The sequence below is a fragment of the Streptomyces sp. NPDC002817 genome, from assembly GCF_053592055.1.
Genome location: NZ_JBSFUY010000037.1, coordinates 1 through 17,374 on the forward strand (window position 1 = coordinate 1; position 17,374 = coordinate 17,374).

The window sequence follows — 17,374 nt, forward strand, 5'->3', positions numbered from 1 at the left end:
GCCGGAGAAGAGGATCACCGGCCGCTCGAACTCGCCCGCCACCTCGCGGAAGATGTGCACGGCCTCGGATTCGAGAGCGTCCAGGTGGGAGAGGGTGAAGTTCCTCCCGGTGGTCACGGTGCTCACACCAGCCCCCGCTCCGCCAGCACCGCGTAGACCGCGGCCGCCGACTCCTGCGGGGTCTGCGCCTGCGTCTCCAGCACCAGCGCCGCGTCCACCGGCGGCTCGTACGGGTCGTCGATGCCGGTCAGCCCGGACAGCTCGCCCGCGGCCTGCCTGGCGTACAGGCCCTTGACGTCCCGCTCGCTGCACACCTCGACCGGGGTGGCGACATGCACCTCGATGTACGGCGTCCCGCTCGCCTCGTGCCGCTTGCGGACGGCCTCGCGGCTGTCGGCGTAGGGCGCGATGACGGGGACGACGGACAGCACGCCGTTGCGGGCGAGAACCTCGGAGACCAGCCCGATGCGCTGCACGTTCGTGTTGCGGTCCTCGCGGGAGAAGCCCAGGCCCGCGGAGAGGAAGCGGCGTATCTCGTCGCCGTCGAGGACCTCCACCCGGTGTCCCTCGGCCTTCAGCCGCTCACCGAGGTGACGGGCGATGGTCGTCTTGCCCGCGCTCGGCAGCCCGGTGAGCCAGACCGTGGCTCCCTGCACCCTTGCCGTGGTGGTCATGCGCAACAGTCCTCTTCCTTACCTTCGGGCGACCTGAGGGACCCTAGGTAAGAAACTTGAGAAGAGGGGCAGAGGAACCTGAGGGTTCCCTTAGCTACCTGTGTTGTGCGTGAGGTCACAGACCGGCGAAGCCGGCCCCCGCGTCCCGGAGCCGCCGGTGCAGCCCCCGGAACACCGCCGCCGAGCGGCTGCCCGGCCAGTCCTCCGGGAGCAGCCGGGCGGGCAGGCCGGGATCGGCGTAGGGGAGGTGGCGCCAGGAGTCCAGGGCGAGGAGATAGTCGCGGTACGCCTCCTCGGGCGGTGTGTCCTCGCGCTGCTCCCAGTCCCGCAGCACGCGCGCGTGGCGGTCGAGGAAGTCCTCGTGCTCCTTGGCGATCGCCGCGAGATCCCACCAGCGGGCCACGGACTCGACGGTCGGGGCGAAGCCGAGGTGCTCGCCGCGGAAGAAGTCGACGTACGGGTCGAGGCGGAGCCGCTGGAGCACGTGCCGGGCCTCCTCGTACAGCCGCGCGGGCGCGATCCAGACGCCCGGTGCCGCGGTGCCGAAGCCGAGGCCCGCCAGTCGTGAGCGCAGCACGTGCCGCTTCTGCCGCTCGGACTCCGGCACGGAGAACACGGCGAGCACCCAGCCCTCGTCCTCGGGCGGCTCGACGGCGTAGATGCGCCGGTCGCCGTCCTCCATCAACTGGCGGGCGTCCGGCGACAGTCCGTACCCGGCCGCGCCCTGCGCCGTACGGGCCGGCACGAGCAGCCCGCGCCGTTTGAGTCTGGAGACCGACGAACGTACCGAGGGGGCGTCCACGCCGACCGCCGCGAGCAGCCGGATGAGCTCGGCGACCGGTACCGGGCCGGGCACGAAGCGGCCGTAGGCGCCGTAGAGCGTGACGATGAGAGACCGTGGTGCATGCTGGTCGGACACGTTGATCATCTTAGGTCTTCGGCATCACTGCTGGTCACCCTCGGTGCGCAACCTGAACCTCTGGAGCTTGCCGGTCGCCGTGCGGGGCAGCGCGTCCAGGAAGACGATCTCGCGCGGGCATTTGTAGGGCGCCAACTCCGTCTTCACGAACCCGCGCAGCGCCTCGGCGTCCCGCTCGGCGCCCTCCTTGACCACGGCATACGCCACCACGACCTGCCCCCGCGCCTCGTCCGCCCGCCCCACGACCGCGGTCTCCACGACGTCGGGGTGGCGCAGCAGCGCGTCCTCGACCTCGGGGCCCGCGATGTTGTACCCGGCCGAGATGATCATGTCGTCCGCGCGGGCGACATAGCGGAAGTAGCCGTCGCCCTCACGGACGTAGGTGTCCCCGGTGATGTTCCAGCCGCCGCGCACGTACTCGCGCTGCCGCGGATCGGCGAGATAGCGGCAGCCGACGGGACCGCGCACGGCGAGCAGCCCGGGCTCCCCGTCGGGCCTGTCCCGGCCGTCCTCGTCGACCACGCGCGCGTGCCAGCCCGGTACCGGCACCCCGGTGGTCCCCGGCCTGATGTGCTCGTCGGCGGCCGAGATGAAGATGTGCAGCAGTTCGGTCGCGCCGATGCCGTTGATGATCCGCAGCCCGGTCCGCTCGTGCCAGGCCCGCCAGGTGGCCGCGGGAAGGTTCTCGCCTGCGGAGACACAACGGCGCAGGGAGGCGATGTCGTACGCGTCCAGCTCGTCGAGCATGGCGCGGTAGGCGGTCGGCGCGGTGAACACGACCGAGACCCGGTGTTCGGCGATCGCGGGCAACAGCTGCTTGGGACCGGCCTGTTCGAGCAGGAGCGCGCTGGCGCCGGCTCGCAGAGGGAAGACGACGAGCCCGCCGAGGCCGAAGGTGAACCCGAGCGGGGGACTGCCGGCGAAGACGTCGTCCGACCGTGGGCGCAACACATGCCGCGAGAAGGTGTCGGCTATCGCGAGCACGTCCCGGTGGAAGTGCATGCACCCCTTGGGGCGCCCGGTGGTGCCGGAGGTGAAGGCGATCAGCGCCACGTCGTCGGCGGCGGTCTCCACGGCGGGGTACGGCGTGTCCGGCGCCGTCCGGTTCAGCAGGTCGTCGGGCGCGTCACCGCCGTAGGCCGTGATCCTGAGCCCCGGTATCTCGGCCTTCGCGAGGTCGTCGACCGCCCGGATGTCGCACAGTGCGTGCCTGACCTGCGCGATCTCGCACATCGTGGCCAGCTCGTGCGGCCGCTGCTGCGCCAGCACCGTCACCGCGACCGCGCCCGCCTTCAGGACCGCCAGCCAGCAGGCCGCGAGCCAGGGTGAGGTCGGTCCGCGCAGGAGCACGCGATTGCCGGGTACGACGCCGAGATCCCCGGTGAGCAGATGCGCGAGCCGGTCGACGCGGGCGCGCAGGGTGCCGTACGTCCAGGTCTCCTCGGTGGGGGTGTGGAACACCGGGTTGTCGTCGGGCGGGCCGGTCAGCAGCTCGGCGGCACAGTTCAGCCGATCGGGGTACCGCAGCTCCGGCAGATCGAAACGGAGTTCGGGCCACTGGTCCGGGGGCGGGAGATGGTCGCGCGCGAAGGTGTCGACGTGCGCCGAGAGGTTCATGGCGGTTCGCCCCCTGCCTGATGGCTGCCTTGTGGGCGTGGTGAGTGGGCCTAGGGCCTGTCCGGCGGGCCATGCCGGCGTCGCGGGGTCTGGTGCGCACTGTTCATCGCGGCCGGGCTGGTCCGCCGGACAGGCCCTAGCGCAACGAGCGTATCGTCTTGGTGACGACAGTCAATGGGACGCGATATCGTCGAAGGCCCAGTGGTGAGAGGGGACCGGCAATGCCCGCATTCTCGCTCGATCCGGTACAAACCGCCTGGTGTGCGGAGCTGCGTGCCATGGCCGCGGAGCGGCTGCGCCCGCTGGCGGAGAAGGGCGAGCCGGGACGCGTGAACCGGCCGCTGGTCGCCGAACTCGGTCAACTGGGCCTGCTGCGAAGGCTGTTCACCTCCGGCGCGCTCGATCTGTGCCTGATGCGGGAGTCCCTCGCCTATGCCTGCACCGAGGCGGAGACCGCGCTCGCGCTCCAGGGACTGGGTGCCTGTCCCGTCCACGCGTACGGGACACCGGCGCAGCGGGAGCGCTGGCTCCCCGCGGTGAGCGAGGGCCGCGCAGTGGCCGCGTTCGCGCTGAGCGAGCCGGGGGCCGGGTCTGACGCGGCGGCACTGGCGCTGCGAGCGGAGCGGGCCGGGGCGCCTGGCGACGGGCCGGACGCGGGCGCTCCCGGTGACGGAGGGCGGCGGGCAGATGCTTCCCGTGGTGAATCGCGCGCGGAGGTTTCCGTAGGCGGCCCGCGCGCGGATGTCCCCGGCGTCGAGGCGCCTGTCGGTGTCGAGCCGGAAGGCGGAGTGCTCGGCGCCGAGCCCGACGGTTCCTCCCGCTGGCGTCTCAGCGGTGAGAAGTGCTGGATCTCCAACGCGCCCGAGGCCGACTTCTACACCGTCTTCGCCCGCACCACCCCCGGTGCCGGAGCACGTGGTGTGACCGCCTTTCTCGTCCCCGCAGATCGTCCCGGACTCACCGGCACCGCACTCGACATGCTCTCCCCGCACCCCATCGGCGCCCTCGGCTTCGACGACGTGCCCGTCACCGCCGACGACGTCCTCGGCGAGCCCGACCGCGGCTTCCGGGTGGCGATGGGCACCCTCAACCTGTTCCGCCCCAGCGTCGGCGCCTTCGCGGTCGGCATGGCCCAGGCGGCCCTGGACGCGACCCTCGCCCACACCGCGCAACGGGACGCTTTCGGCGGCAAGTTGAAGGACCTCCAGACGGTCGCCCACCGGGTCGCCGAGCTCGCCCTGCGCACCGACGCGGCCCGCCTCATGGTGTACGCGGCGGCGACGGCGTACGACGAGGGCGCCCCCGACGTCCCCAAGCGCGCCGCGATGGCGAAGCTGCTCGCCACCGAGACCGCGCAGTACGTCGTCGACGCCGCCGTCCAACTGCACGGCGCCCGCGCCCTGCAACGCGGCCACCTCCTCGAACACCTCTATCGCGAGGTACGCGCCCCACGCATCTACGAGGGGGCGAGCGAGGTCCAACGCGGCATCATCGCCAAGGAGTTGTATGCGGAGACGGAGGCACCCAGGTGAGCACCGAGCGCGTGAACCCGCCCCACCTCTCCCCACCGGCCGGCTTCTCCCACGCCGTCGTCGCCACCGGCACCCGCGTGGTCTTCCTGGCCGGCCAGACCGCCCTCGACACCGACGGGAAAGTCGTGGGGGCGGGGCTCGTGGAGCAGTTCGAGAGGGCGCTCACCAATCTGCTGGGAGCGTTGACAGCGGCCGGCGGCACCCCCGCCGACCTCGCCCGCGTCACCGTCTACGCCACGGATGTCGCCGACTACCGCACCCGAGCCGCTGAACTCGGGGGTATCTGGCGGAGGTTGGCGGGCCGGAACTTCCCCGCGATGGCCGTCGTCCAGGTCGTACGCCTGTGGGACGAGGAGGCGCTGGTGGAACTGGACGGCTTCGCGGTCCTGCCCTAGATCCCGGGGATCAGGCCGCCATGGCCAGTCGCTCGACCGGCCCCACGGCACTCCCGTCCGGCCGCAGCTCACCGGTGTCGTCGAAGACGATCGCCCCGTCGCACAACAGGCTCCACCCCTGCTCGGGATGGGCGGCCACGATGTGCGACGCGGCGGTGTCGGAGGAAGGGCACGAAGGCTGGTGGGAACACATGACGCACCTCCACGTCGGAGGACGATCCGTACGGGGCCGTCCCTATGGATAGACCATGCTCCCACCGAGAACTCATCGGAACGGCCGGACGCCAACCGTGACAACACGCGGACAACACCAGGACCGATCCACGAAGACCGCTGCGGACTCGCCACCGAAGGAGTGACGATCACGCCCGTCGGGGCGCCCGACCGGTACGAGTGGGGGATCCTGTTCCGCTCATTCGGAAGGCACCCCCATGCCCGTACGCCCCGCCCTCGTCCTCGCCGCGCTGCTCCTCCTGGCCACGGCCCCCACCGCCACCGCCGACCCCTACGAGACGGTCACCGTCGACCCGGCCGGCAGCATCGCCGCCGACGGCACGGTCACTCTCTCCGGCACCTACCGCTGTCTCGGCAACTCGGGCCCGGTCTTCGTGAGCTCCTCCGTGGGACAGAAGTCCCCGTCCGTCCGCCACGGCATCGGCGGCACCCAGGCGGTCTGCGACGGCGTCGAGCGCCGCTGGGAGAACACGGGCAAGCCCTCGCCCGGAGCGCTCGAGCCGGGCGCGGCCCAGGTCGAGGCCACCGTCATGGAACTCGCCCCCCAGGGCGGCCTGCCCCTGCCCCGCTTCCACGCGTCCCGGCAGCAGGACGTCACGCTGACCGAGGGCTGACCTCCAGCCAGGTGGTGAGCGCCCACCGCCAGTGAAGCGTGTGCAGCGGCCCCGAACCGCCGTCCGCGAGCGGCTCGTTCAGTGATCCGGCGGTGATCTCCCGGAGCCTGCCGAGCCGGTAGCGGACGGTGTTGGGGTGGGTGAACAGGGCCGCGGCCGTCTGGTCGAGACGGCGGCCGTTGTCCAGGTACGTCAGCGCGGTGAGCGCCAGTTGGCGGTGGAAGTCGTCGGAAGGGTTGAGGGCGCCGAGCAGCTCGCGGCTCAGATACGCCCCCAGCAGCGGCTGCTCCGCCAGGGCGATCTCGGCGGCGAAGTCCGTGAGGTCGTACAGGCCCTCCCGGCCCTGCCGCCGGCCGATGTCCAGCGCGCGCACGCACAGCCGGTACAGCGCGCGCAGCTCGGGCGGGGGAGCGGCCGGTGCGACCACCACCAGGGCGCCCGGACCGATCTCCGCCGGCTGCGGCGGCCTCGGACACAGCCCGGCCAGGTGCCCCTCCACGACCGCCGTCGCCGCGCGCAGGGCGGGCAGCGCGTGCGGGTCCGCGGGGTCGGCGGCGAGGCAGTGGTACCGGCCCTCGGCGTTCGGGCGCAGTCCCGCCCGCGCCAGCTCCCCGGCGGGCGGCACCAGTCCGCCGAGCAGCAGCTGGCCCAGCAGCCGGGTGCGCAGGGCGCCGGTCTCGCGCGGCGGCTCCTGCTCGGCGGCCCGGTAGCCGCCCACGACATGCCGCTCGACCGTGTCGCCGTACTCCTTCATCCGCAGCACCACGGACAGCAGTACGGCGTCGGAGACGCCCGCCGACCGGCAGCGCTCCAGGGTGATCTCGACCGCGCGCGTCAGTGCTGCCTGTACTCCGCGCAGTACGGCGGTCATCGGGACACCCTGGACGGCGCGGTCGGCGCCGAGGAGCAGCGCGGCGGCGAAGTCCTGGTCGGCCAGGGCCTCCACCTGGTCGAACGTGGTGAACCAGGCGCCGGCCGCGCGGATCAGCGCGGTGACGTGCGAGCGGGTCTCGGCCTCGGTGAGCCGGGCCAGTTCGGGGGAGCGGGCGCGGGCCGCGCGGACCAACTCGCCGCAGACATCCGTGTCGACGGCCATGGCACGCAGGACCTCGATGACCGGCTCGGGTTCGTGGACGACGGTCATGGGCCCCTCCCCGCTTCGCTGCGAGCGCTGCGCCGAGCTCTGTCTCCGGGCCACAACGAAGCGGCGTCGGCGTTGACGTCCGGCGACTACCGCACTGTCTTGGCGAGCTGTTTACCTTGTGGGCTACCGAAGGTAACAGCACCTCTCTCGCATCAACACCCCTCACCTTTCCCCCGCGTCCCCTCCCGCACCCGCAGTGCCGCTATCCGGAAGGCCGCCCATGGAGACCACCGAGAACCCGGCGAACGGCGACGGCCCCGCCACCTTCTCCCGCCGTCGTGCCCTCACCGTCGCCGGCGGCGTCCTCGCCGGTGCCTACCTCACCGGGGCCATGCCGGCCTCCGCCGCCGAGTCGCAGGACGCGGACGCGATCGTCGTCGGTCACGGTCTCGCGGGGCTCGTCGCCACGGCCGAACTCGCCGCCGCGGGACACAAGGTGCTCCTCCTCGACCAGGAGCCGGAGGCGAGCCTCGGTGGCCAGGCGTTCTGGTCCTTCGGCGGACTGTTCCTCGTGGACTCCGCCGAGCAGCGTCTGATGGGCGTCAAGGACTCCCACGACCTGGCCTGGCAGGACTGGCTGGGCACGGCCGGCTTCGACCGGGGCATCTCCGACCCGGCCGGGCAGGACCACTGGGCGTACAAGTGGGCCGAGGCGTATGTGGACTTCGCGTCCGGCGAGAAGCGCTCCTGGCTCGCCGGCCTCGGTATGCAGTGGTTCCCGATCGTCGGCTGGGCCGAGCGCGGCGGCGGTCTCGCGGACGGCCACGGCAACTCGGTGCCCCGCTTCCATGTCACCTGGGGTACCGGGCCCGCGGTGGTGGAGCCCTTCGAGAAGAAGGTCCGCGCGGCGGTCTCCGACGGCAAGGTGACCTTCAAGTTCCGCCACCGGGTGGACGGGTTGGTGACCACCGGCGGTGCCGTCACCGGCGTCCGCGGCGCGATCCTGGAGCCGAGCAGCGCCGCCCGCGGAAAGTCCAGTTCCCGCACGGTGGTCGGTGAGTTCGAGCTGCGCGCCCCGGTCGTGATCGTCACCTCGGGCGGCATCGGCGCCAACCACGATCTCGTACGCGCGAACTGGCCCGCCCGGATGGGCACGCCCCCCAAGTCGATGATCACCGGTGTGCCCGCGCACGTGGACGGCCGGATGCTGGCCATCACCGAGCAGGCCGGCGGCCGCATCGTCAACCCCGACCGCATGTGGCACTACACCGAGGGTCTGCAGAACTACGACCCGATCTGGCCGAAGCACGGCATCCGCATCCTGCCGGGCCCGTCCTCGATGTGGTTCGACGCCACCGGCAAGCGGTTCTCCAGCCCCGACATCCCGGGCTACGACACCCTCCACACCCTCAAGTCGATCACCGACACCGGTTACGACTACTCGTGGTTCGTCACCACACAGAAGATCATCGCGAAGGAGTTCGCGCTGTCGGGCTCGGAGCAGAACCCCGACCTGACCAACAAGGACATCTGGATGCTGCTGTCACGCATCTGGCAGACCCCGGAACCGATCGAGCGGTTCAAGAAGAACGGGGCCGACTTCGTCGTCGCGGACAACCTGACCGCACTCGTCGCGGGCATGAACAAGCTGACCGGCGACAACCTGATCGACCTCGCCGACCTCAAGCGCCAGATCGACGCCCGGGACCGCGAGATCGACAACCCGTACACCAAGGACGCCCAGGTCATGGGTATCCGCAACGCCCTCAACTACCCCGGGGACACGCTGAGTCGTACGGCGGCGATCCACAAGATCACGGATTCGGGCGCCGGTCCGCTGATCGCCGTACGCCTCAACATCCTCACCCGCAAGACCCTCGGGGGCCTTCAGACCGACCTCTCCGGCCGCGTCCTCCACCAGTCCGGTAACCCCATACCGGGCCTGTACGCGGCCGGGGAGGTCGCCGGTTTCGGCGGCGGCGGAGTCCACGGCTACCGCTCCCTGGAGGGCACCTTCCTCGGCGGCTGCCTGTTCTCGGGCAGGCAGGCGGGGAAGGCGGCGGCCGCGGCGCTCTGAGACCCGGACGCGAGAACGGCCCCCGCGCGCGGGGGCCGTTCCGTGATGCCGTCGGGCTCAGATGTCGCGGAAGATCTCGATCTGCGCGCCGACCGAGTTGAGGCGCTCGGCGAGGTCCTCGTAACCGCGGTTGATGACGTACACGTTGCGCAGCACGGAGGTGCCCTCCGCCGCCATCATCGCCAGCAGCACGACCACGGCGGGTCGCAGGGCCGGCGGGCACATCATCTCGGCGGCACGCCAGCGGGTCGGGCCCTCGACCAGGACGCGGTGCGGATCCAGCAACTGGAGGCGGCCACCGAGGCGGTTGAGGTCGGTGAGATAGATCGCGCGGTTGTCGTAGACCCAGTCGTGGATCAGCGTCTTGCCCTGCGCGGAGGCCGCGATGGCCGCGAAGAACGGGACGTTGTCGATGTTCAGACCCGGGAACGGCATCGGGTGGATCTTGTCGATCGGCGCCTCCAGCTTGGAGGGGCGGACGGTGAGGTCCACCAGGCGCGTACGGCCGTTGTCCGCGACGTACTCCGGCGTACGGTCGTGGTCGAGGCCCATCTCCTCCAGGACCGCCAGCTCGATCTCCAGGAACTCGATCGGCACCCGGCGCACCGTCAGCTCCGACTCCGTCACGACCGCCGCGGCCAGCAGGCTCATCGCCTCGACCGGGTCCTCGGAGGGGGAGTAGTCCACGTCGACGTCGATGGTCGGCATGCCGTGCACGGTGAGTGTGGTGGTGCCGATGCCCTCGACCTTGACGCCGAGCGCCTCCAGGAAGAAGCAGAGGTCCTGGACCATGTAGTTGGAGGACGCGTTGCGGATGACGGTGACGCCGTCGTGGCGGGCGGCGGCCAGCAGCGCGTTCTCGGTCACGGTGTCGCCGCGCTCGGTCAGCACGATCGGGCGGTCGGGGGAGATCGAGTGGTCCACCTGTGCGTGGTACAGGCCCTCGGTGGCGGCGATGTCCAGCCCGAACCGGCGCAGCGCGATCATGTGCGGCTCGATGGTCCTCGTACCGAGGTCGCAGCCACCGGCGTACGGCAGCTTGAAGCTGTCCATGCGGTGCAGCAGCGGACCGAGGAACATGATGATCGAGCGGGTGCGGCGGGCCGCGTCCGCGTCGATGGCACCCATGTCCAGCTCGGCCGGCGGCACGATCTCCAGGTCGACGCCCTCGTTGATCCAGCGGGTGCGCACCCCGATGGAGTTGAGCACCTCCAGAAGGCGGTAGACCTCCTCGATACGGGCGACGCGACGCAGCACCGTGCGCCCCTTGTTGAGCAGCGAGGCGCACAGCAGTGCCACGCACGCGTTCTTGCTCGTCTTGACGTCGATGGCGCCGGAGAGCCGGCGGCCGCCGACGACCCGCAGATGCATCGGGCCCGCGTAGCCCAGGGAGACGATCTCGCTCTCCAGGGCTTCACCGATTCGAGCGATCATCTCAAGGCTGATGTTCTGGTTGCCACGCTCGATGCGGTTCACAGCGCTCTGACTGGTACCGAGAGCTTCTGCCAGCTGCGACTGTGTCCAGCCCCGGTGTTGCCGGGCGTCACGGATGAGCTTGCCGATGCGTACGAGGTAATCGTCTGCCATGGGGGTGAGGCTATCTCAGATATGAGATGCCGCATCCCGAGGGGGGCCGTACGGGTGATGGATCTGATGGTGCGTCAATGCCGCCTGGCGCTACGGGTGCGGCGCCACCCGAAAGGTCCGGGCAAATCAACCGATGTCGTACGACGTCCTGTGCTGCTGCGGGTGTGCTTCGGCCCGTGCTTGCCGCCGCCGGTGGTGATGGACCAGGAGCGCCGGTTGATGTTCAGCCGTACGCCGGGAAGGATCCGGAAACTCTTGCGGAACGTGAGGGGCATCTGTGGCTCCCGTCTGAGTCGCGGAACGTACCTGTCGGTTACCCCGACTTGGCGTACTGATGGCCGAACTCGACGGGTTCTTCGAAGGTGACCGACGTCACCGGCGGGGTGGCGACGGCGTACGGGTGCCGTGACACGAGACCGTCCTCGTCCCGCAACTCCAGCACCCCTGCCTCCGGGCAGCGCCAGGAGAGCCGGGTGACGTACTCCCCGGCGAGGTTGGCCAGCAGGCTCCACCCCGTCCCGTCGGCGCGCAGCTCGAACTCGGACGACTCCATCACGCCGTACTCGAAGGGGGAGCTGTCCCAGTGCCCGAGGAGCGCTTCGTCCAGGCCGGTGCGGGGATTCGTGGCGTCCCGTTCGGCGATCCAGAGGAGGAACGCGGTGTCCGCGCCGCCGATGCCGACGACGCGGGTGCCGTGCAGAAGCACCCCCAGGCCGTGCTCCTCGTCCCATGGGCACGAGAACTCGACGCCCACGTAGGGGACGCGGTCGCGGGCGACCTGGTGGACGTACACGGCGTGGACGCGTATGCCGTCGTCGAGTGCGGAGGCGGCCGCCAGGTCCTGCGGCTCCAGCGTGCGGACGGCATGGGCGTGGACCGTCCGCCGGGCGGCGGTCAGCAGGGCGGGGAGATGCTCGGCCGCCCGGGTCGCCGACGCGAGCTCGGCGTCGTCCAAGGGGTGGTCCTCCCGGCCCTCGGGGGCGTAGCGCAGGGGGAGGGGCCCGGGTGGGGCGGCCCAGGTGTCCGGCGGCAGGGCGATGTGTGCCGTCCAGGCGTATGCGTCCTCGTCCCACGAGAAGCCGGGCCCGATCATGCGGCGCCGGCGATCGTGAGGGCCCTGCCCGCGCCGAAGTTCGCGTTCGGCCAGATAATCACCGAGTGAGCCTAGCCGTGGGGGACATCACAAACGGAGGCGGGGCATGACCATCCCGCGCCCGTGTACTAGAGTTATCTCGACATCGAGATATCTGCCCAGGCGCACCGCAGCCGCCCGCATCGTCAGTCCGGCGGTAAGGGTTACCTAACTTAGCCTTACCTTAGCGGATCGGCCAAGTTGCCGTGGCGGCAGGATCGTGGTGAGTACGCGCACATCAATGAAGGAGACTGTCGTGTCGGCGAACAGCTTCGACGCCCGTGCCACGCTGAGCGTGGGCGACGAGTCGTACGAGATCTTCCGGCTGGACCAGGTGGAAGGCTCGGCTCGCCTTCCGTACAGCCTCAAGGTTCTGCTCGAGAACCTGCTCCGTACCGAGGACGGCGCGAACATCACCGCCGACCACATCCGCGCCCTCGGCAACTGGGACTCCCAGGCCCAGCCGTCGCAGGAGATCCAGTTCACGCCCGCCCGCGTGATCATGCAGGACTTCACCGGCGTGCCCTGTGTCGTGGACCTCGCCACCATGCGTGAGGCCGTGAAGGCGCTCGGCGGCGACCCGGCGAAGGTCAACCCGCTCTCCCCGGCCGAGATGGTCATCGACCACTCCGTCATCGCCGACAAGTTCGGCACCAACGACGCCTTCAAGCAGAACGTCGACCTGGAGTACGGCCGCAACAAGGAGCGCTACCAGTTCCTGCGCTGGGGCCAGACCGCCTTCGACGACTTCAAGGTCGTCCCCCCGGGCACCGGCATCGTCCACCAGGTCAACATCGAGCACCTCGCTCGTACGGTCATGGTGCGCAACGGCCAGGCCTACCCCGACACCCTCGTCGGCACCGACTCGCACACCACGATGGTCAACGGCCTCGGTGTGCTGGGCTGGGGCGTCGGCGGTATCGAGGCCGAGGCCGCGATGCTCGGCCAGCCGGTCTCGATGCTCATCCCGCGCGTCGTCGGCTTCAAGCTGACCGGTGAGCTCACCCCCGGCACCACCGCCACCGACCTCGTGCTCACGATCACCGAGATGCTCCGCAAGCACGGTGTCGTCGGCAAGTTCGTCGAGTTCTACGGCGAGGGCGTCGCCGCGACCTCCCTCGCGAACCGCGCCACCATCGGCAACATGTCGCCGGAGTTCGGCTCCACCGCCGCGATCTTCCCGATCGACGGCGAGACCATCAAGTACCTGAAGCTGACCGGCCGTGACGCCCAGCAGCTCGCGCTCGTCGAGGCGTACGCCAAGGAGCAGGGTCTCTGGCTGGACCCGCAGGCCGAGCCCGACTTCTCCGAGAAGCTGGAGCTGGACCTGTCGACGGTCGTCCCGTCGATCGCTGGCCCGAAGCGTCCGCAGGACCGTATCGTCCTCGCGAACGCCTCCCAGCAGTTCGCCCAGGACGTGCGCAACTACGTCGCGGACGACTCCGAGGCGGGCAAGGAGTCCTTCCCGGCCTCCGACGCCCCGGCCGTCTCCAACGGCGTCCCGTCCAACCCGGTCACCGTGACCGCCCCCGACGGCTCGACCTACGAGATCGACCACGGCGCGGTGACGGTCGCGGCCATCACCTCCTGCACCAACACCTCGAACCCGTACGTCATGGTCGCCGCCGCGCTCGTCGCGAAGAAGGCCGTGGAGAAGGGCCTGACCCGCAAGCCGTGGGTCAAGACCACGCTCGCCCCGGGCTCGAAGGTCGTCACCGACTACTTCGACAAGGCGGGGCTCACCCCCTACCTCGACAAGGTCGGCTTCAACCTCGTCGGCTACGGCTGCACCACCTGCATCGGCAACTCCGGCCCGCTGCCGGAGGAGGTCTCCAAGGCCGTCAACGACCACGACCTCGCGGTCACCTCGGTCCTCTCCGGCAACCGGAACTTCGAGGGCCGTATCAACCCCGACGTGAAGATGAACTACCTGGCCTCCCCGCCGCTGGTCGTCGCGTACGCCCTCGCGGGTTCCATGAAGGTGGACATCACGCGTGACGCGCTCGGTGTGGACCAGGAGGGCAAGCCGGTCTACCTGACCGACATCTGGCCGACCGAGGCCGAGGTCAACGACGTCGTGGCGAACGCCATCGGCGAGGACATGTTCAACAAGTCCTACCAGGACGTCTTCGCGGGCGACGCCCAGTGGCAGGCGCTGTCGATCCCGACCGGCAACACCTTCGAGTGGGACCCGCAGTCGACGTACGTCCGCAAGCCCCCTTACTTCGAGGGCATGACGATGGAGACCACCCCGGTCTCCGACATCACGGGCGCCCGAGTCCTGGCCAAGCTGGGCGACTCGGTCACCACCGACCACATCTCCCCGGCCGGTGCCATCAAGGCCGACACCCCGGCCGGCAAGTACCTCACCGAGCACGGTGTGGAGCGTCGTGACTTCAACTCCTACGGCTCCCGCCGAGGCAACCACGAGGTCATGATCCGCGGCACGTTCGCCAACATCCGCCTGCGCAACCAGCTCGCGCCGGGCACCGAGGGCGGCTACACCCGCGACTTCACCCAGGCCGACGGTCCGGTGTCGTTCATCTACGACGCCTCGCGCAACTACATCGAGCAGGGCACCCCGCTGGTCATCCTGGGCGGCAAGGAGTACGGCTCCGGCTCGTCCCGAGACTGGGCCGCCAAGGGCACCGCGCTCCTCGGCGTCAAGGCCGTCATCACCGAGTCGTACGAGCGCATCCACCGCTCGAACCTCATCGGCATGGGCGTCCTGCCGCTCCAGTACCCGGAGGGCCAGAACGCCGAGACCCTCGGCCTGACCGGCGAGGAGACCTTCTCTTTCACCGGCGTCGAGGAGCTCAACAACGGCACCACGCCGCGCACGGTCAAGGTCACCACCGACACGGGCGTCGAGTTCGACGCGGTCGTCCGCATCGACACCCCCGGTGAGGCCGACTACTACCGCAACGGCGGCATCATGCAGTACGTGCTGCGCTCGCTGATCCGCAAGTAAGCGGACCGGCAGGCCGGCCGAAGGCCGTCGAGGGCCGCATCCCCGGTGACGGGGGTGCGGCCCTTCGCCGTACTCGCGCACGGACGTCCAGGTCATCACCCACCCTCAGGCTGAACACAGGATTCCCCCAGCCCACAGGGACAGAATCGGGACATGACTGGCAGCGCTGGGTACCGAAACGGCCGCGTCCGCGTGCTCATCGTCGACGACGAGCCCGCGCTCACCGACGTGCTCTCCGTGGCCGTCGAGGAGGCGGGCTGGCGCGCCTATCCGGCGCTGGACGGACAGAGCGCGCTGAGGACCGCGCGCGGCTGCGCCCCGCACGTCGTCGTCCTCGACGGGATGCTGCCCGACCTGGACGGCCTCCAGGTGCTGCGCCGGCTGCGCTACGAGAACCCGAGGCTGCCCGTCCTCATGCTCACCGCCCGCGACGCCCTGGAGCACCGGCTCGACGGCCTGGAGGCGGGCGCCGACGACTACGTCACCAAGCCCTTCTCCCTGGAGGAGGTCGTGCTGCGGCTGCGCGGACTGCTGCGCCGGGCCGGGGCCGAACACGCCCGCGCCGACGAGTCCGTACTCGTCCTCGGCGACCTCGTGCTGACCGAGGAGACCCGCGAGGTGCACCGCGCCGGGACGCCGGTCCGGCTCACCGCCAAGGAGTTCGACCTGCTCAGCCTGATGCTGGGCCACCCGCGTCAGGTCCTCAGCAAGGCGCAGATCCTCGACCACGTCTGGAGCACCGGCTTCGACGGCGGCGGCAACCTCGTCGAGGTCTACATCTCCAACCTCCGCCGGAAGATAGACAAGGGCCGGGCGCCGATGATCCACACCGTGCGCGGCCTCGGCTACGCCATCCGCCCGGTGGAGGACGGCAGATGACCGCCCGCCGACGCCTGCGCTCCCTGCGCACCCGCCTGCTCGTCTTCATCGGCGTCACCCTGGCCGTCGTCTGCGCGGCGATGGCGCTGACCACGGTCTTCGTCCAACGCACCTATCTGCTGGGCAACTTGGACGACCGCGTCGACAACGCCGCCCAGCGCAGCCTCGGCGGCGCCCGGCTCCACCCCGAGCAGGAGAGCAGCCTCGCCTTCCTCATGGAGAGCGGCCACCCGGCCGGCATGCTCGCCGCCCGCCTCGACGACGACGGTGGCCTCCTCACCGCCGAGGTGGTCGGCCAGGATGCCGCGCCGACGGCCCTGACCGACAGCCAGCGCACCGCCCTCGACGGCATCGCGACGGACGGCTCGACGCACACCGTCACGGTGTCGGGCCTCGGGACCTACCGGATCACCGCGGTCGACAGCGACGGGGTGCGGGTCCTCGTCGGTCTCCCCATGGACGACGTCCAGCAGATGATCAACGGCCTGGTCGCGGTCGAGGTGGTCGTGGCGGCGGCGGGCCTCGCCGTGGCGGGCTGCGTCTGCGCCGTGGTGATCCGTCGCCAGCTGCGTCCTCTCGGCCGGGTCGCCGCCACCGCGGTCGAGGTCTCCCGCGCGCCCCTGGACCGCGGCGAGGTCACCGCCCTCACCCGGGTCCCGGCCGGGGACACCGACCCCGGCAGCGAGGCGGGCCAGGTGGGTGCCGCGCTGAACCGGATGATCGACCACGTGGAGTCCTCGCTGTCGGAACGCCAGCGCACCGAGGAACGCATGCGCCGCTTCCTCTCCGACGCGAGCCATGAGTTGCGTACGCCGCTGGCCTCCATCGCGGGCTACGCGGAACTGATGAACCGCGGCACGGACCGGATCGAACCGGTACTGGCCTGGCGCCGGGTCTCCGCCGAGTCGGCGCGGATGACGGGCCTGGTGGAGGATCTGCTTCTGCTGGCCCGGCTGGACGAGGGCCGCCCCCTGCAGTCGGACGAGGTCGACATGGCCGCCCTGGTCGCCGAGGCGGTCTGGGACGCGCGGGCCGCGGGCGGCGACCACGACTGGCAGCTGGAACTGTGCCTCGACGCACCGGCACTGGTCGTCGGCGACGAGTCCCGGCTCCACCAGGTGATCGCCAATCTGCTGGCCAACGCGCGTCTGCACACCCCCGCGGGAACCAGCGTCGTGGCCACCGTGGAGACACGGGGCGCCACCTGCGTCGTACGCGTCCGTGACGACGGCCCCGGCATCCCGCCCGCCCTCGTCCCGACGGTCTTCGAACGCTTCACCCGCGCGGATGTCTCCCGCACCCGCGCCGGAGGCCTGGAGGGCGGATCCGGGCTGGGCCTCGCCATCGTCGCCGCGATCACGGCGGCGCACGGCGGGCACATCGAGGTGCGGAGCGAGCCCCGCCGTACGGAATTCACCCTGGAGCTGCCGCTCGCCGACACCGTGAGCGGCGCGTTGTGCGACGCCAACTCGCCAAGGGGCATGCGTACTTGAGCCGACGGTGAGACGATCCGGTTGACCCGGAGCCCCCGTCGGGGCCGGTTCCCTCAGTCTCGAAGACGTCCAGCCGGTAACCGCGTGAACATCCAGGTCTTCTCCTGCCCTTGACGGCCACCTCTCGCGCGCCACCCGTTTACAGCCGCCCCCGTTCGCGCTAACT

15 protein-coding genes and 1 pseudogene are annotated in these 17,374 nt (G+C 70.6%); 7 read left to right on the forward strand and 9 right to left on the reverse strand.

The genetic code is table 11. The features are described 5' to 3' along the window. The 4 genes and pseudogenes from ACWD3I_RS41340 to ACWD3I_RS41355 form a co-directional block, all read right to left on the reverse strand. Positions 1 to 126: pseudogene (locus tag ACWD3I_RS41340) on the reverse strand (sulfate adenylyltransferase subunit CysD); the annotation flags it as partial. After that, complete coding sequence (cysC, locus tag ACWD3I_RS41345) at positions 123 to 674, reverse strand: adenylyl-sulfate kinase (protein WP_365398979.1); 552 nt, start codon at positions 672 to 674, stop codon at positions 123 to 125. The pseudogene ACWD3I_RS41340 and the gene cysC, both read right to left, overlap by 4 nt. Before the next feature lie 115 nt (positions 675 to 789). Further along, entirely contained in the window at positions 790 to 1,602 is an 813-nt protein-coding gene (locus tag ACWD3I_RS41350; protein ID WP_365398976.1) for a PaaX family transcriptional regulator, read from the reverse strand. Between the two features lie 15 nt (positions 1,603 to 1,617). Continuing rightward, entirely contained in the window at positions 1,618 to 3,210 is a 1,593-nt protein-coding gene (locus tag ACWD3I_RS41355) for an AMP-binding protein (RefSeq protein WP_365398974.1), read from the reverse strand. A gap of 221 nt (positions 3,211 to 3,431) precedes the next feature. On the opposite strand from ACWD3I_RS41355, the gene ACWD3I_RS41360 reads away from it, so the two are divergent. Both ACWD3I_RS41360 and ACWD3I_RS41365 read left to right on the forward strand, forming a co-directional pair. Beyond that, complete coding sequence (locus ACWD3I_RS41360) at positions 3,432 to 4,742, forward strand: acyl-CoA dehydrogenase family protein (protein ID WP_365398971.1); 1,311 nt, start codon at positions 3,432 to 3,434, stop codon at positions 4,740 to 4,742. Further along, a complete protein-coding gene (locus tag ACWD3I_RS41365; protein ID WP_365398968.1) occupies positions 4,739 to 5,137 on the forward strand; it encodes a RidA family protein in 399 nt (132 codons plus the stop codon). Before ACWD3I_RS41360 ends, ACWD3I_RS41365 begins: the two co-directional genes overlap by 4 nt. A 10-nt stretch (positions 5,138 to 5,147) precedes the next feature. Here ACWD3I_RS41365 and ACWD3I_RS41370 read toward each other — a convergent pair whose 3' ends face one another. Beyond that, entirely contained in the window at positions 5,148 to 5,330 is a 183-nt protein-coding gene (locus tag ACWD3I_RS41370; protein ID WP_365398965.1) for a DUF5999 family protein, read from the reverse strand. A gap of 238 nt (positions 5,331 to 5,568) precedes the next feature. Between ACWD3I_RS41370 and ACWD3I_RS41375 the strand changes: the two genes are divergently transcribed. Continuing rightward, positions 5,569 to 5,985 (forward strand): DUF6299 family protein, encoded by a 417-nt coding sequence (locus ACWD3I_RS41375; RefSeq protein WP_365398962.1) that lies wholly within the window; start codon positions 5,569 to 5,571, stop codon positions 5,983 to 5,985. Here the strand turns inward: ACWD3I_RS41375 and ACWD3I_RS41380 are convergent. Continuing rightward, positions 5,966 to 7,129, reverse strand: a complete 1,164-nt coding sequence (locus tag ACWD3I_RS41380) for a helix-turn-helix domain-containing protein (RefSeq protein WP_365398959.1) — start codon at positions 7,127 to 7,129, stop codon at positions 5,966 to 5,968. The two genes, ACWD3I_RS41375 and ACWD3I_RS41380, sit on opposite strands and share 20 nt — an antisense overlap. 220 nt (positions 7,130 to 7,349) lie before the next feature. On the opposite strand from ACWD3I_RS41380, the gene ACWD3I_RS41385 reads away from it, so the two are divergent. Continuing rightward, a complete protein-coding gene (locus tag ACWD3I_RS41385) occupies positions 7,350 to 9,146 on the forward strand; it encodes an FAD-binding dehydrogenase (RefSeq protein WP_365398956.1) in 1,797 nt (598 codons plus the stop codon). 57 nt (positions 9,147 to 9,203) lie between these two features. On the opposite strand, the gene ACWD3I_RS41390 is transcribed toward ACWD3I_RS41385, so the two are convergent. The 3 genes from ACWD3I_RS41390 to ACWD3I_RS41400 form a co-directional block, all read right to left on the reverse strand. Next, the gene (locus tag ACWD3I_RS41390; RefSeq protein WP_365398953.1) at positions 9,204 to 10,733 is read right to left on the reverse strand and encodes a helix-turn-helix domain-containing protein; all 1,530 of its coding nucleotides are present in this window, start codon (positions 10,731 to 10,733) and stop codon (positions 9,204 to 9,206) included. A gap of 74 nt (positions 10,734 to 10,807) precedes the next feature. Beyond that, positions 10,808 to 11,008, reverse strand: a complete 201-nt coding sequence (locus tag ACWD3I_RS41395) for a DUF4236 domain-containing protein (RefSeq protein WP_365398950.1) — start codon at positions 11,006 to 11,008, stop codon at positions 10,808 to 10,810. Positions 11,009 to 11,046: 38 nt separating this feature from the next. After that, complete coding sequence (locus tag ACWD3I_RS41400) at positions 11,047 to 11,826, reverse strand: DUF6985 domain-containing protein (protein ID WP_365398947.1); 780 nt, start codon at positions 11,824 to 11,826, stop codon at positions 11,047 to 11,049. 295 nt (positions 11,827 to 12,121) lie between these two features. On the opposite strand from ACWD3I_RS41400, the gene acnA reads away from it, so the two are divergent. The 3 genes from acnA to ACWD3I_RS41415 all read left to right on the forward strand — a co-directional run bounded on the left by acnA (position 12,122) and on the right by ACWD3I_RS41415 (position 17,208). Then, positions 12,122 to 14,836, forward strand: a complete 2,715-nt coding sequence (gene acnA, locus ACWD3I_RS41405; RefSeq protein ID WP_365398944.1) for an aconitate hydratase AcnA — start codon at positions 12,122 to 12,124, stop codon at positions 14,834 to 14,836. Positions 14,837 to 14,989: 153 nt separating this feature from the next. Beyond that, positions 14,990 to 15,715, forward strand: coding sequence for a response regulator transcription factor (locus ACWD3I_RS41410; RefSeq protein ID WP_365398941.1), 726 nt, complete (start codon positions 14,990 to 14,992; stop codon positions 15,713 to 15,715). Further along, positions 15,712 to 17,208 (forward strand): sensor histidine kinase, encoded by a 1,497-nt coding sequence (locus tag ACWD3I_RS41415; protein ID WP_365398938.1) that lies wholly within the window; start codon positions 15,712 to 15,714, stop codon positions 17,206 to 17,208. The genes ACWD3I_RS41410 and ACWD3I_RS41415 overlap by 4 nt, the downstream gene beginning before the upstream one ends. The last annotated feature ends 166 nt before the right edge of the window (positions 17,209 to 17,374 follow it).